This window comes from Carbonicoccus niuqiaonis (assembly GCF_050157065.1).
Lineage (GTDB): Bacteria > Actinomycetota > Actinomycetes > Propionibacteriales > Propionibacteriaceae > Avipropionibacterium.
This window is the reverse complement of sequence record NZ_CP189573.1, coordinates 3,155,652-3,170,520: the sequence shown is the minus strand read 5'-3', so window position 1 is coordinate 3,170,520 and position 14,869 is coordinate 3,155,652. Positions and strand designations below refer to the sequence as shown.

General features: G+C 71.0%; 14 protein-coding genes. 8 read left to right on the top strand and 6 right to left on the bottom strand.

What is annotated here, in order from left to right:
* Nucleotides 1-21: 21 nt before the first annotated feature.
* From ACQBAU_RS14525 to ACQBAU_RS14505, 5 genes are read left to right on the top strand one after another with little or no spacing between them, the layout of a single operon-like run.
* Nucleotides 22-1,236: an amidohydrolase gene (locus ACQBAU_RS14525; RefSeq protein WP_465256031.1), complete on the top strand. Its 1,215-nt coding sequence runs from the start codon at nt 22-24 to the stop codon at nt 1,234-1,236.
* The gene (locus ACQBAU_RS14520; RefSeq protein ID WP_465256030.1) at nt 1,233-2,423 is read left to right on the top strand and encodes a BMP family lipoprotein; all 1,191 of its coding nucleotides are present in this window, start codon (nt 1,233-1,235) and stop codon (nt 2,421-2,423) included. The genes ACQBAU_RS14525 and ACQBAU_RS14520 overlap by 4 nt, the downstream gene beginning before the upstream one ends.
* Nucleotides 2,424-2,474: 51 nt before the next feature.
* Complete coding sequence (locus ACQBAU_RS14515; protein WP_465256029.1) at nt 2,475-3,947, top strand: arylsulfatase; 1,473 nt, start codon at nt 2,475-2,477, stop codon at nt 3,945-3,947.
* Between the two features lie 2 nt (nt 3,948-3,949).
* Complete coding sequence (locus ACQBAU_RS14510) at nt 3,950-4,438, top strand: cytidine deaminase (RefSeq protein WP_434548332.1); 489 nt, start codon at nt 3,950-3,952, stop codon at nt 4,436-4,438.
* 2 nt (nt 4,439-4,440) lie between these two features.
* The gene (locus ACQBAU_RS14505; RefSeq protein ID WP_465256028.1) at nt 4,441-5,544 is read left to right on the top strand and encodes an adenosine deaminase; all 1,104 of its coding nucleotides are present in this window, start codon (nt 4,441-4,443) and stop codon (nt 5,542-5,544) included.
* Here the strand turns inward: ACQBAU_RS14505 and ACQBAU_RS14500 are convergent.
* Entirely contained in the window at nt 5,471-6,238 is a 768-nt protein-coding gene (locus ACQBAU_RS14500; RefSeq protein WP_465256027.1) for a TrmH family RNA methyltransferase, read from the bottom strand. The two genes, ACQBAU_RS14505 and ACQBAU_RS14500, sit on opposite strands and share 74 nt — an antisense overlap.
* Nucleotides 6,239-6,344: 106 nt before the next feature.
* Between ACQBAU_RS14500 and ACQBAU_RS14495 the strand changes: the two genes are divergently transcribed.
* Nucleotides 6,345-7,625, top strand: coding sequence for an FAD-dependent monooxygenase (locus tag ACQBAU_RS14495; RefSeq protein WP_465256026.1), 1,281 nt, complete (start codon nt 6,345-6,347; stop codon nt 7,623-7,625).
* A gap of 21 nt (nt 7,626-7,646) precedes the next feature.
* Here ACQBAU_RS14495 and ACQBAU_RS14490 read toward each other — a convergent pair whose 3' ends face one another.
* On the bottom strand, nt 7,647-8,141 hold the full coding sequence (locus tag ACQBAU_RS14490) for a hypothetical protein (protein ID WP_465256025.1): 495 nt from the start codon (nt 8,139-8,141) through the stop codon (nt 7,647-7,649).
* A gap of 142 nt (nt 8,142-8,283) precedes the next feature.
* Here ACQBAU_RS14490 and ACQBAU_RS14485 point away from each other — a divergent pair, with 142 nt between their 5' ends.
* Nucleotides 8,284-9,318: an aldo/keto reductase gene (locus ACQBAU_RS14485; RefSeq protein WP_434548338.1), complete on the top strand. Its 1,035-nt coding sequence runs from the start codon at nt 8,284-8,286 to the stop codon at nt 9,316-9,318.
* A gap of 76 nt (nt 9,319-9,394) precedes the next feature.
* The gene (gene metG, locus ACQBAU_RS14480) at nt 9,395-11,185 is read left to right on the top strand and encodes a methionine--tRNA ligase (RefSeq protein ID WP_465256024.1); all 1,791 of its coding nucleotides are present in this window, start codon (nt 9,395-9,397) and stop codon (nt 11,183-11,185) included.
* Nucleotides 11,186-11,201: 16 nt separating this feature from the next.
* Here the strand turns inward: metG and ACQBAU_RS14475 are convergent, their stop codons facing one another.
* The 4 genes from ACQBAU_RS14475 to ACQBAU_RS14460 form a co-directional block, all read right to left on the bottom strand.
* Nucleotides 11,202-11,747 carry a hypothetical protein gene (locus tag ACQBAU_RS14475; RefSeq protein ID WP_465256023.1) on the bottom strand — a complete coding sequence of 182 codons (546 nt, stop codon included), beginning with the start codon at nt 11,745-11,747 and terminating at the stop codon, nt 11,202-11,204.
* A complete protein-coding gene (locus ACQBAU_RS14470) occupies nt 11,744-13,438 on the bottom strand; it encodes a phospho-sugar mutase (protein ID WP_465256022.1) in 1,695 nt (564 codons plus the stop codon). The genes ACQBAU_RS14475 and ACQBAU_RS14470 overlap by 4 nt, the downstream gene beginning before the upstream one ends.
* Entirely contained in the window at nt 13,435-14,196 is a 762-nt protein-coding gene (locus ACQBAU_RS14465) for a purine-nucleoside phosphorylase (protein WP_465259514.1), read from the bottom strand. The genes ACQBAU_RS14470 and ACQBAU_RS14465 overlap by 4 nt, the downstream gene beginning before the upstream one ends.
* 98 nt (nt 14,197-14,294) lie before the next feature.
* Nucleotides 14,295-14,735 (bottom strand): gamma-glutamylcyclotransferase family protein, encoded by a 441-nt coding sequence (locus ACQBAU_RS14460; protein WP_465256020.1) that lies wholly within the window; start codon nt 14,733-14,735, stop codon nt 14,295-14,297.
* Between the last annotated feature and the right edge of the window lie 134 nt (nt 14,736-14,869).

Here is a 14,869-nt window from a genome sequence, read left to right as displayed (position 1 = left end):
ACGTCTGGAACACTGGCCCGCATGCCCGATCGGACGACAGAGCCTCACGTACGCGAGGTGATCAGCTCCCTCGTCGCGGAGTTGGAGGAGACACTGATCGGCTTCCGCCGGGACCTGCACGCCCATCCGGAGGTGGGGCGGCAGGAGTTCCGGACGACGCGTCGGATCATGTCGGTGCTGTCGGCCGCCGGGCTGACGCCCCGGGAACTGGCCTCGGGCACCGGGGTCGTGGTGGACATCGCCCCCGAGGTGGCCGATCCAGCGGCCGACGGCGGCGTGGTGGCCTTCCGTGCCGACATCGACGCACTGCCGGTGCAGGAGACGTCGGCGGTGGACCACGCGTCGGTGAACGACGGGGTCAGTCACGCCTGTGGCCATGACGTGCACACTGCGATCGCTGTCGGTACGGCCCTGGTGGCGGCCCGGCTGCGCGATCGGGGCCTGCTGCCCCGTCCGGTGCGGGTCATCTTCCAACCGGCCGAAGAGGTGCTGACCGGTGCCAGGTCGGTGATCGACGCCGGGGAGCTGGTCGGTGTCGAGGAGGTCTTCGCGGTGCACTGCGACCCCCGGGTCGAGGTCGGCAAGGTCGGGCTCGCCGCCGGTGAGGTGACCGCGGCCACCGACCTGCTCACCGTCTCCGTGCGGGGTACCGGCGGCCACACCGCGCGACCACACCTGACCCCGGACGTGATCGGTGCCCTGGTGGCCGTGGCCGGACAGGCACCGCTGGTGCTGTCCCGGCGGATCGATCCGCGGGGTGGGGTGTCGCTGGTGTGGGGTCGGGTGACGGCGGGGACGGTGCCGAACGTCATCCCGAGCAGGGGTGAGCTGTCGGGCACGGTCCGTGCCCTCGACCTCGCCGGCTGGGAACGGGTGTCGCAGGTGCTGCCTGAGGTGTTGCGCCAGCTGGTCGCCCCGTACGGCGTGGAGATCGACATCGATCATGAGCGAGGTGTCCCGCCGACGGTGAACCATGCCCGTTCGGTCGTACGATTCACCCGTGCGGCCACGGCCGTGCTCGGGCCGGGTGGCCATGAGCCGACCGAGCAGTCGCTGGGTGGTGAGGACTTCGCGTGGATGCTGCAGTCGGTGCCGGGTGCCCTGGGGCGCCTGGGGGTTCGGACGCCGGGGGTGCCGACGTTCCCCGACATCCACCAGCCCGACTTCACCGTGGACGAGCGGGCCATCGCCGTCGGTGTCCGACTCTTCGCCGAGCTGGCGGTCGACACGGCATGACGGACGCCAGCCCGGTGCGGCCCCGACCGGCCGCCGGCTCGGCCCTGCGTCCTCGCCACCGCGACCGGTCGGTGGTGTTGATCATGATCGTGTTGATCATGGTGCTGGTCGGGTGTACGCCAGAAGTGCAGCCACCGGAGCAGACTCCGGGGACCCCGGGCGCACCGTCGTCGTCGCCGTCGTCGTCACCGACTCCTGTCGACCCCCGGGTGAAGGCCTGTCTGGTCGCCGGGCCGGGAAGCCTGACCGACCTCACCCTCAACCAGGTCGCCGTGGCCGGCCTGAACCGGGCCCGGGAGGACCTCGGCGTGGAGACCGAACAGCGTTCGGTGTCGGAGGCGGCACAGTACGCCGGAGCGATCCAGGCCATGATCGACAACGAGTGCACCATGATCATCTCCGTCGGGTACGCGTTGTCCGATGCGACCCTGGCCGCGGCCCAGGCCCACCCGGAGCTGGACTTCGTGATCGTCGAACACGAGGACCCGGTCACGTTCCCGGCGGTCCGCAACCTCAAGCCGGTGGTGTTCGACCGCGCGCAGGCGTCCTTCCTGGCCGGTTACCTGGCCGCAGCGACCACCCGGACCCGGACGGTGGCGACCTACGGCGCCAACCGCTTCCCGTCGGTGATCGAGGCGATGGACGGCTTCGCGCTCGGGGTGGCCCACCACAACGCCGTGCACGGCGGTTCGGTGCAGGTGCTGGGGTGGAGCCCGAAGACCAGGACCGGCCAGTTCCTCGGTGGGGACATCCCGTTCGACGACACCGAACGCGCCCAACGGATGACCGAGGACCTGATCGCCGCCGATGCCGACGTGATCTACCCGGTGGCGGGGCGGTCCGCACTCGGCACCCTGACCGCGATCGACGCCACCGGGGAGCCGATCCGGGCCATCTGGGCCGACAGCAACGGTTGCGAAACGGTGCCGAACCACTGTGGGGCGCTGCTCACCAGTGTGGAACGCAACGCCGACACGGTGTTGTACGCCATCATCGAGCAGGCCACGACCGGGGACCGGCCGGACAACACGACCGTCGTCGGCACCTTGGGCAACGGGGGCACGAGCCTGGCGGAGCTGCCCGAGTCCGCCGACGAGGTGCCGGCGGCCGTCCGGGCCGAGGTCGCCCAGCTCCGGCAGGAACTGATCGCGGGCAAGGTCCGGGCGACCCCGCGACCGAGCCCGTAGCGCCGACGACCCCTGTCGGACACCGCGTCCCGCGGTCTAGAGTGGTGGTCCATGACGGAGATCGGCCGACCGAACCCCGAGCGACCCAACATCGTCCTGATCACCACCGACCAGCAGCGTGGTGACTGCCTGGGGGTGGACGGGCACCCGGTGGTGCAGACGCCGAACCTTGATCATCTCGCCCGGTCCGGGGCGTTGTTCCGGCGCGGCTACTCCGAGTGCCCCAGCTGCGTACCGGCCCGGCGGACCTTGCTCAGCGGCCAGTCGCCGGTGGCCCACGGCATGGTCGGGATGACCAGTGCCCCCTGGGATCCCGCGCACACCCTGCCCGGTGAGCTGGCCCGTGCCGGCTACCAGACCCAGTTGGTCGGCAAGCTCCACATGACGCCGGCCCGCAAGCGGTTCGGCTTCGAGAACATGGAACTCGCCGACTCGACCCACTCCGGCGGTGGCGGGTTGACCGACAACGACTTCGTGGAGTGGCTGACCAGGAACGGACCGGTCGAGGGCGTCGAGCCCGGTGTCGCCCACGGGGTGTCGGCGAACGGATGGGTGGGACGGCCCAACCACCTTCCCGAGCACCTGACGCACACCTTCTGGAGTACCAGTCGGGCGATGGACTTCGTCCGTCGCCGTGACCCGGAGGCGCCGTTCTTCCTGCACCTGTCCTACATCGACCCACACCCGCCGATGACGCCGCCGGAGTTCTACTACGACCGGTTCGACGCGATGGACCTGGGCAGGCCGAAGGTCGGTGACTGGGCGCCCCGGTTCGACGAACCCGTACGTGGGCTGGACATCAACGCATGGGAGATCCGGCTCGAGGACCAGCTGCTGCACCAGGCCCGGGCCGGCTACTACGGGATGATCAACCACGTCGACGACCAGGTCGGCCGGTTCGTCGACCTGCTGCGACGGTCGAAGCTGCTGGACGACACGGTGATCCTGTTCACCTCCGACCACGGCGAGATGCTGGGTGACCACAACATGTGGCGCAAGACGTTCCCGTACGAGGCGTCGGCCCGCGTGCCGTTCTTCCTCAAGCCCGCCAGGTCGATGGGCCTGCCGGCCGACGTGGTCCGCTCCGAGCCGGTCGGGTTGCAGGACGTGATGCCGACCCTGCTCGAGGCCGCGGGGGTCCCGATCCCCGACAGCTGCACCGGCCGGAGCGTGTTGCCGTTGGCCACCGCTGGTGACGACGGGGCGACCGGCTGGCGGGAGTACCTGCACGGCGAGCACGCGGGGCAGTACGACTACGACGCCGGGATGCACTACCTGACCGACGGCCACCACAAGTACGTCTGGTACACCCAGACCGGTCGTGAGCACCTGTTCGACCTGGACGCCGACCCCGACGAACTGCACGACCTCAGTGCCGCGCCGGGAGGTGGTGACTTGGCCGGGTGGCGGGCCCGACTGGTGGAGACGCTCGCCGACCGGCCGGAAGGGTTCGTCCGCTCCGGCGAGTTGGTCGTGGGGCGGCCACACCACCACCTCGTCCCCGCCGAACCGCTTCCGGTGTGACCATGTCGTCGCAGCACAGCGGGGTCGACCCGGATTCGGTCGACTGGGAACGGTTGCGCGACTCCGCGCGGGAGGCGGCGGGGCACGCGTACGCCCCGTACTCCGGCTTCCCGGTCGGTGCGGCAGCCCTGGTCGACGACGGCCGGATCGTCACCGGCTGCAACGTGGAGAACGCCTCGTACGGGGTCGGCCTGTGTGCCGAGTGCGGGCTGGTGTCGCAGCTGCAGGCGACCGGCGGCGGCCGCCTGGTCGCCTTCGCCTGCGTTGCCGGCGACGGTGAGGCGCTGATGCCGTGCGGGCGGTGCCGACAGCTGCTGCACGAGTTCGGCGGTGACACCTTGTTGGTCGACACCCCGGCCGGGGTGCTGCCGATGCGGCACGTGTTGCCGTACGCCTTCGGGCCCGCCGAGCTGACCCGTACGACGGGCGACAGCGGCGGGGCAGGCGGGGGAACGGTGGCTGACGAGTCGCCGACCGATGAGGAGGAGTGAGGGTGTTGGACGCCGAACTGATCAGGTCGCTGCCGAAGGTGGCGCTCCATGATCATCTGGACGGTGGGCTGCGGCCGGGGACGATCATCGACCTGGCGCCGAACGGCCACGAGCTGCCCAGCACCGATCCGACCGCGCTGGGGGAGTGGTTCGTCGCCGCGGCGGACTCCGGGTCGCTGGAGCGTTACCTGACCACCTTCGACCACACGATCGCGGTGCTGCAGACGGCCGACAACCTGCGCCGTGTCGCCCGCGAGTTCGTCGAGGACATGGTCGCCGACAACGTGATCCATGCCGAGACCCGCTGGGCACCCGAGCAGCACCTGCGTGACGGGTTGACCATGGACGAGGCGGTCGAGGCGGTCCAGGCCGGGATCGACGACGGGGTCCGGGACGCAGCGGCTGCTGGGCACGTGATCAGCGTCCGCCAACTGATCACCGCGATGCGCCACGGCGACCGGGCCGTAGAGGTCGCCGGGCTGGCGCTGCGGCACCGCCGCGCCGGCGTCGGCGGGTTCGACATCGCCGGCGGCGAGCTGGGGAACCCGCCCGGGCGCCACCTGGCCGCCTTCCGGCTGCTGCGCGAGGCGAACTTCCCGTACACGATCCACGCCGGTGAGGCCGACGGCCTGTCGTCGATCTGGGAGGCGGTGCAGGTGTGCCACGCCAACCGGATCGGGCACGGGGTGCGGTTGATCGACGACATCACCTCCGACGAGGCGGGGACGCCGGTGCCGGGCGACCTCGCCGCCTACGTCCGTGACCTGCGGATCCCGTTGGAGCTGTGCCCCAGTTCGAACCTGCAGACCGGGGTCGCCGCCACGATCGCCGAGCACCCGTTCGACCGGCTCGTCCGGGCCGGGATGCGGGTCACCGTCAACTGCGACAACCGGCTGCAGAGCGGTACCACGCTGACGCGTGAGTTCGGGCTGCTGGTCGACGCGTTCGGCTACGACCTGGCCGATCTCGAGCGGTTCACCGTCGCGGCGGCCCGCAGCGCCTTCCTGCCGTACCCGCAGCGGCAGCAGTTGATCACCGAGGTGATCCGGCCAGCCTTCGCCGCTGCAGCTCGAAGCACAGCACCGCAGCCGCACTCGCCACGTTGAGTGACTCCACGCCCGACTGCATCGGGATCGCCACCGACACCTGGACCTTGTCGCGTACGGCGTCGGACAGTCCGCTGGATTCGTTGCCCAGGCAGAAGACCGCGCGATCGGCGAAGCTGGCCGAATAGAGCGAGGTCGCCGACTCGCCCGCGAGCCCGTACACCCGGAACCGGGCCTGCCGCAGCAGGGTGAGCGCCTCGACCGAGGTGCGACAGCGCAGGATCGGGGCGTCGAAGGCGACCCCGGCCGACGCCTTGATCACCAACGGCCCGAGATCGGCGACCTGGTTGAACGGGACGACGATGCCGTCGATCCCGGCCGCGGTGGCGGTCCGCAGGATCATCCCGACGTTGGCCGGGGTGGTGATCTGGTCGAGCAGCAGCACCTGGGCCTGCGCTGGGGCATCGGCCAACCATGCGGCGAGTCCCCGCATCCGGGGAGCGGTGACGTCGGCGACGACGCCCTGGTCCTGTCGGCCGTTGCCGGCCAGTCGCTTCACCCGGGTCGGGCTGACCCGCTCGACCGGGACGCCCTGCCGGTGTGCGGCGGCGATGATGTCGTCGACCCCGGGTCCGGCCGCATTGTCGGCGAGGTGAATCCGGGCAACGTCCAGCCGGTCGTCGGTCAGTGCCGCCAGCACCGGCCGGCTGCCGAAGACGGTCAGGTACCGCTCACGCGGCGACGGCTCGGTCACGGTCCAGTTCTACCAGCCTCGTCGTCGGGCGGGCCGGTGCCGGGAGGCTGGCTCGACCGGTCGTGACAGGCCCGCAGGGGTCCTGGGTTGGCACTACGGTGAACAGGTGAGCACCGAGGCGAGGACCACGACACACCCACGACGTGTTCTGCCACCGGCGGAACTGCCCGAGCGCCCCGACGTGCCTCGGGCGCTGATCGCCGGTGCCGGCATCAGCGGCCTGACCGTCGCGCACGGGCTGGCCCGGCACGGCTGGGACGTCCAGCTGTTCGAGGCTGCTCCCACGCCGCGCGGCGGCGGCTACATGATCGACTTCTTCGGCCCCGGCTACGACACCGCGGAACGGATGGGTGCGGTGCTGCCGGAGATGCGGGCACACGGCAAGGAGTTCCGCGAGCTGCGCTACGTCGACGAGCAGACCCGGATCACCGCCCGGGCCGACGTCGACGCGATCGTGGCCGGGGTCGGTGGTCGCTACTTCTCCATCCTGCGACCCGATGTCGAACGTTCGCTGCTCGCCACCCTGCCTGATCGGGTGGCCGTCGCGTACGGCCACCGGGTCGCCGACCTCGATCTCGCCGCGGCCGACCACGGCGATCACGTCCACGTCACCACCCGGACGGCGACGGGGGAGACCCGGACGTGGCAGGGCGACCTGCTGGTCGGCGCCGACGGCATCCGTTCCCGGGTGCGGGAGCTCGCCTGGGGCCCCGAGGACTACTTCCTCCGCCACCTCGGCTACCGGTCGGCGGCGTACCTGTTCGAGGATCCGGAGCTGGCACGCTGGCTCGGCGACACCCCGCTGCTCACCGACACCCTGCACCGCCAGGCCGGGCTGTACGCCGTCGACGAACGAACCGCGGCGACCCTGTTCATCGAACGGACCGACGAGGTCGACCGGCCGGTCGACGTGGCGGCCCACTGGCGTACCCGCTTCGACGATCTCGGGCCGACGATCCGGCGGGCCCTCGCGGTCGCGCCGGCCGACATGTACTGCGACTCGGTCGCGCAGTCCGTCGTGCCGCGCTGGCGCCGGGGCCGGGTCGTGCTGACCGGGGATGCCGCGCACGCCGTCTCCCTGCTCGCCGGGCAGGGGGTGTCGATGGCGATCACCGGCGGCTGGCACCTGGGCGGGCTCGTCGGGCCGCTGGCCACCGACGGGGTGCCCACCGCCGACGCCCTGGGCCGGGCGATCGACCGCTACCAGGACGGCTTCGGGCCCCAGGTCGCCGGCGTCCAGCGCACCGCGCCGACCGCTGCGGCCACCTTCTGCCCCGGCAACCGGGCCCAACTCGCGCTGCGCCGGTTGGCGGTCAACGCCACCGCACTCCCGGGCGCGGGGGCGTTGGCCGGACGGCTCGCGGGCGGGCGACGCGTGGTCGGCTGAGTAGGCCCGCCCCGGTACGGGTCAGCGCCGGGCGCGGATGCTCGCGATGATCAACAGCGTCGCCGGCGCCAGCACCAGCACGAAACCGCTGGGGCCGACGATCCACAGGCAGCAGAGGGCCCACACTCCGAGCACGATGCCCACGTACGACGGGACTCGTCGTCCCCGGCGACCGGTGCTGATCACGTACAGCGCGAACAGCACGCCCGGCACCACGAACCCGCCCGGCAGGCCCCAGAACTGGACGGCGGCGTCGAGCGGCAGTTGCTCGGTGCGCATCGGGCCCGCGAACCAGGCCGGCCACCACGGGTGGACCGCGAACGCGAACGTGTGCAGCACGCAGATCGCCAGCAACGACCAACCGGCCGCCAGGGTGAGGCGATGGGCGCGCACCGTTCCTGCCCCGGATCGTGGGGCGTCGGGTGCACCGGCCGCAGGGGCCGGTGGCACGGTCGCGGTGCTGTGGAACTCGTCGGCGTCGGTGGTCGGCGTGGCGTCTGGCTGATGGGTGATCATGGCGTCGAGCCTGCCGATTCCGGAGCCGCTGCCCATCCCGCCCACGGGGGATCGGGCTCCCCCGCTGGGGGGATCGTGCCCGGACGGCGTGCGGGTGCGACCACCTGCCCGGTGCCGGCGGCGATCCCATAGGCTCAAGGGCATGGATCCTCGGCAACCCAACCCTGACCTCTACGGCGTCCCCTTCCAGACCGACGAATACCAGGGCATGCCGTACCGCCCCCTCGGCGGCAGCGGACTGAAGGCCTCCGCCATCGGCCTGGGCACCTGGAAGTTCGGCTACCCCGACACCGGCGACGGTGCCCGCAGCGACGAGGAGACCTCACTGGCCATCCTCGACCGGGCGGCCGAGGTCGGCATGACCTTCTGGGACACCGCCAACCGCTACAACGCCGCCTCCGGCAACTCGGAGCGGATCATCGGCACCTGGTTCGAGCGCAACCCGGGGCGACGTCGCGACATCGTGCTGGCCACCAAGATCTTCGGCGGGATGGACGGCACCACCCCGAACCACTCGGGGCTGTCCCGGCTGCAGATCATCGAGGGCGTCAAGGCCTGCCTCGCCCGGCTGGGGATCGAGTCGATCGACCTGCTGTGGTTCCACGGGTTCGACGACGCCGTGCCGATCGAGGAGTCCTTGGAGACCATCGAGGACCTGGTCAGCCAGGACCTGGTGCGCTACCTCGGCGTCTCCAACTTCACCGCCGCCAACCTCGAGTCGTACCTGCGGGTGAGCAGCACCCTGTCGCGGCGAACCCGTCCGGTCGCGGTGCAGAACCGGTACGACCCGCTCACCGGCGCCGACCACGACGGGGTGCTCGAGCTGTGCGCGGCGGAGCGGATCTCATTCGTGCCGTACTCGCCGCTGGCCCGCGGTCTGCTGACCGACCGCTACCTCGACCCGGCGAAGGTCGGCAAGGGTGACCGGCTGTTCGACGAGGGTGTCAAGGTGACCGCCGACCAGCGCGCCACCGTCACCAAGGTCGCCGAGCTGGCGAAGGGGTGGGGCCACTCGGTGAGCCAGCTGACCCTGGCGTACCTGCTGACGATGCCGGGCATGGGCATCCAGATCCCCTCCAGCTCGACCCCGGAGCAGGTCGACGCCAACGCCGAGGCCGGCAAGATCGAGCTCTCCGACGAGCAGGTCGCCGAGCTGAAGGACGTGTTCGGCCACTGAGTCGGCCTGTGCAGACCGGCCGCACTGCGCCGAAAGCGGTCGGAGCCGCGCTGGATCCTGCTCTAGGGTTGGGCCCATGAGTTCTCGTGTGTTGACAGCGGTGGCCTGGCCGTACGCCAACGGCCCCCGCCACCTGGGTCACGTGTCCGGTTTCGGTGTCCCGTCCGACGTGTTCAGCCGCTACCTGCGGATGAACGGCCACGACGTCCTCATGGTGTCCGGCTCCGACGAGCACGGCACGGCGATCACGGTGCAGGCCGACCAGGAGGGCCTGACCGCCCGCGAGACCGTCGACAAGTACCACCGGCAGCTGATCGACGACCTGCACGGGCTGGGGCTGTCGTACGACCTGTACACCCGCACCACCACCGCCAACCACGCTGCGGTGGTGCAGGACATGTTCTCCGCCCTGTTGGAGAACGGGTACGTGGTGAAGCAGTCGGCGATGGGGGCGATCAGCCCGTCGACCGGCCGGACCCTGCCGGACCGCTACATCGAGGGCACCTGCCCGATCTGCAAGTACGACAACGCACGCGGCGACCAGTGCGACAACTGTGGCAACCAGCTCGACCCGATCGACCTGATCAACCCGACGTCGAAGATCAACGGCGAGACCCCGGAGTTCCGCGAGACCGAGCACTTCTTCCTCGACCTGCCGGCGTTCGCGAACAGCCTGACCGAGTGGCTGTCGCGTCGCTCCGACTGGCGGCCCAACGTGTTGAAGTTCAGCCAGAACTTCATCAACGACCTGCGGCCGCGGGCCATCACCCGCGACATCGACTGGGGTGTGTCGGTCCCGCTGGAGGGTTGGCGTGACCAGCCGATGAAGAAGGTCTACGTCTGGTTCGACGCGGTGATCGGCTACCTGTCGGCCTCGGTCGAATGGGCCCGGCGCACCGGCGATCCGGAGGCGTGGCGCAAGTGGTGGAACGACCCCGAGGCGTTGGCGTACTACTTCATGGGCAAGGACAACATCGTCTTCCACACCGTCATCTGGCCGGGCATCCTGCTGGGCCAGAACGGCAAGGGCGACACCGGCGGCACACTCGGCCCGTTCGGTGAGCTGAACCTGCCCACCGAGGTGGTCTCCAGCGAGTTCCTGACGATGAGCGGTGCGAAGTTCTCGACCAGCCGGTCGCGGGTGATCTACGTGCGTGACTTCCTGGCCGAGTTCGGCCCGGACGCGCTCCGCTACTTCATCGCGGTCGCCGGCCCGGAGAACAACGACACCGACTTCACCTGGGACGAGTTCGTCCGGCGCAACAACAACGAGCTCGCCAACGAGTGGGGCAACCTGGTCAACCGCTCGATCTCCATGGCCCACAAGAACAACGGCAAGGTCCCGGCTGCCGGCGAGCTGACCGAGGTCGACACCCAGCTGCTCGCCGCTGCGCGGGCGGCCTTCGACACCGTCGGCGCGCACCTGTCGCGGAACCGGTTCCGCAACGCGATCACCGAGGCGATGCGGATCGTCACGCTCGCCAACCGGTACCTCAGTGATCAGGAGCCGTGGAAGCTGAAGGACGATCCGGCACGCCGCGACACCGTGCTGCACTGTGCCCTGCAGCTGGTGCAGGACTGCAACACCCTGCTCACCCCGTTCCTGCCGCACAGCGCGCAACAGGTGTACGAAGCTCTCGGCGGCACCGGCGTGTGGGCGGCCCAGCCGCAGATCCGTGAGGTCAGCGAGGACGACGGGGTGCCGTACCCGGTGCTGATGGGTGACTACGCGAGCGAGGAGGCGCGGTGGGAGTCGACGCCGATCGCGGTGGGGCGTCCGCTCGACAAACCGACCCCGTTGTTCCGCAAGTTGGACGAGTCACTCGGGGTGACCGGGCCGAGCTGGTCGCCACTGCTGGACCTCTGACCCGGCACTCCTCCGATCAGCGGGTCGGGATCCAGCCGGGCACCTCGTCGGTGGTGCCCATCCCGGAGTACTTCTGCTGGGCCAGCCGCTGCAGGGCGATCGAGGTCTGCGTCGCGGCGCGGGTGCTCCACAGCGCCAGCCAGCACTGCCCGTCGAACTGTCGCAGTGCCTTGGCGGCCCGGGCGTGATGTACCGGCTCGATCGCCAGGAACCAGGCCGCACGGCGGAGGCCTCGGCCCTGTACGACCCGGACCTGGCTGACCTCGTCCCAGTCGAGTCGGAGCCGCCGGCCGAATCGTCGCAGCGACAGGCCGTCGGCGTCGATCACCAGCCGTTGTGGCCACAGCCAACCGAGACCGACCAGTACGCCGGCGGCCAACGCCATGATCAACAGGGGGCGCTGGTGGTCGGCGAACAGGCTCGCGTCGTGACCGGTGAGGAGTTGCACCAGGCTCAGCCCGGCGAGCACCACGAAGCCGACCAGCCAGACCCCCAGGGCCGTCAGGCCGATCACCAGCGGAGCGCTGGGACGTACGTCGACCAGGGCGCGTCCGGCGGTCATGGCGTCACCAACTGTCCGACATCGGTCCGCAGTGCGGCCAGCCGCTCGCGGGCCCGGGTGCGACCTCGCTCGGCCCCCGGCCGCTCGCGGACCTGCAGGTAGCACTTGAGCTTCGGTTCGGTGCCGGACGGTCGCACCACCACCCGGACCGAGTCGCCGGTCAGCACCAGCGCGTCGGTGGGTGGCAGGTCGTCACCGCCGTCGGCCAGGTCGGTGCAGGTCACCGGCTGCCCGGCGAGCTGGGTCGGCGGGGTGGCCCGCAGCCGCTCCATGATCGACTCGGCGGCTGACCGGTCGGTCAGGCGACGGCTCAGTTGATCACTGGCGTGGGCGCCGAAGCGGTCGGTCAGCTCGGCGAGCCGATCGGTCAGCGACTGGCCGTGGGCGGCCAGGTCTGCCACCAGGGCAAGGATCCGCAGGGCTGCGGCGATTCCGTCCTTGTCGCGCACCACCGCGGGTGTGCAGCAGTAGCCGAGGGCCTCCTCGTACGCGAACACCAGGCCGGGCACCCGACCCAACCACTTGAAGCCGGTCAGCGTGGTGGTGACGGGGCGGCCGTACGCGGCGGCGACCTCGGCGAGCATGGTCGAGGAGACCACCGTGGTGGCCAGGGTGCCGGTGACGCCGCGGCGGAGCAGGTCGTCGGCCAACAGGACGCCGACCTCGTCCCCGGTCAGTTGCCGCCACCCACCACAGCCCGGACCACCATGACGCGGTACGGCCACCGCCAGCCGGTCGGCGTCGGGGTCGTTCGCGATCACCACCTGGGCATCGATCTCGGCGGCCAGCGCCAGGGCCCGGTCGAGAGCGCCCGGTTCCTCCGGGTTGGGAAAGCCGACGGTGGGGAAGCCCGGATCGGGATCGCGTTGCGAGGCCACCTGGCTGGGGGCGTCGAAGCCGGCCCGGGCCGCGGCGGCCACCATCGTCGCCGAGCCGACCCCGTGCAGTGCGGTGTGGACCCAACGCACCTTTCGGGGACCGTCGGGCAGGTCGGCGGTGATCGCGGCCAGGTAGGCCTCGGCCTCCGCGTCGCCGATCAACCTGACCGCATCGCCGCGCGGGAGTTGATCAACCGGGGTCGAGGCGAGCCGGTCGATGTGGGCCGCGATCTCGGAGTCGGCGGGGGACACCAGCTGGCATCCGTCGCCCAGGTAGACCTTGTAGCCGTTGTCGGTGGCCGGGTTGTGGGAGGCCGTGACGACCACACCGCCCGCACATCCCTGTGCCAGCACCAGGAACGGGACCAACGGCGTCGGGACGGGCCGGTCGAACAGCAGCACCTCGACGCCGGCGCCGGCCAGCACCGCGGCCGAGTCGCGCGCGAAGTCGTACGAGCCGTGCCTGGCATCGTGGCCGACCACCACCGTCCGGCGTTGCCCGGCAACCGTGGGTTGATCATGGGGGCGGGGCGGGCCCGGTCGGTCCGGTTGATCATGGTCGTGCAGGTAGGCGGCCAGTGCGGCGGCGGCGCGCATCACCACCACCCGGTTCATCCGGTTGGGGCCGGGACCGAGCGCACCGCGCAACCCGGCGGTCCCGAACGACAGGGTGCCGTCGAACGCGTCGGCGAGCTCGGCCGCCGCAGCCTCGTCGATGGCTGCCCGTTGCCGCAGCTCGACCAGGGCGCGCCGGGTGACGGGGTCGGGGTCCTGCGCCAGCCAGGCGTCCACCACCGCGTTCGGGACGGTCACAGCACACCTGCCAGTCCGACCAGCAGGGCACGCAGCGCATCGGCGGCATCTGCACCGGCCCGGACCACGTCGTCGTGGGCGAGCGTGGCACCGGTGAGGGTGCCGGCGGCCGGGTTGGTGACCAGCGAGATGCCCAGCACCTCCAGCCCGGCCTCGCGAGCCGCGATGGTCTCCAGGGCGGTGGACATGCCGACCAGGTCGGCACCCAGCACCCCCGCCATCCGTACCTCGGCGGGAGTTTCGTACTGCGGACCGGGGAACTGGGCGTACACGCCCTCGGGCAGGGCCGGGTCCACGCGCCTGGCGAGGTCACGCAGCCGAGGGCTGTAGGCCTCGGTCAGGTCGACGAAGGTCGGACCGACCAGCGGCGAGGCGCCCGTCAGGTTCAGGTGGTCGCTGATCAACACCGGCGTCCCGGGCGGCCACTCAGTACGTAGGCCGCCGGCACCGTTGGTCAGCACCACCGTGGTGGCGCCCGCCGCAGCGACGGTCCGGACACCGTGGGCGACCGCCGTCACGTCACGCGACTCGTAGTAGTGGGTGCGGCCGGTCAGGATCGCCGCCGTCCGACCCGTCGCGGTCCGGACCACCCGGAGCTGGCCACCATGACCCGGCACCGCCGGTTTCGTGAAGCCTGGCAGGTCTGCCAGCGGACAGTCACCGACCGGCTCGCCCAACTCGTCGGCCGCGTTCGCCCAGCCCGACCCGAGTACGAAGGCAAGGTCCAGTCCATCAGGGGCCCAGCGCTGGTTGATCATCGCAGCGGCGGCCCCGGCCAAACGTCGTGGGTCGGCGGACACACCGTGACTATATGTCGCCACGGCGCGACGGCGCAGGAGGACCCGCGCCCGGGCTGTCACCAGCCGCTGTCGCAGGGCCTCGCCCGCAGGGCTGCCACGTAGTCCTCGGGTGCGCCGGCCGCCTCGGCGGCATCGGCGAGCAACCCGATGGTCCGCGCACTCGGCGTGCCGCCCTCGAAGTCGTCCAGGGCATACAACCAGGCCGAGGCCTCGCCCTCCAGCAGCTGGACCCGGACCGTCAACCGGCGGTAGAGCCCGTCGGTCGCGGACTCCCAGTGGTCCAGCGCAGCGGCGTCGGGCTGGGTCACGTCGTACACCCCGACGAACACCTGCTGGCCCGGATCCTCAACCAGGGTGGGCAATGCGCCGTCCCAGCCGTCGCCGCCGAAGGTCAGTCGCCAGCCCGGCAACCACCCGGTACCGCGCAGTGGTGAGTGTGGGCAACGCTGCGCCATCTGGCGCGGGTCGAGATTGCTCCCGTAGGCGGCGTACAACACGTGGTCAGCGTAACGGGGGCAGGTTGCCACACCACCCGCGGCTGATGTCGACGTACCCCGGTCCGACCGTGGTCGTACGACGATCCGGACGTCGGGGCGATGTGTGGTGTGCGGTCGGCACGGAGAGTGGTGGA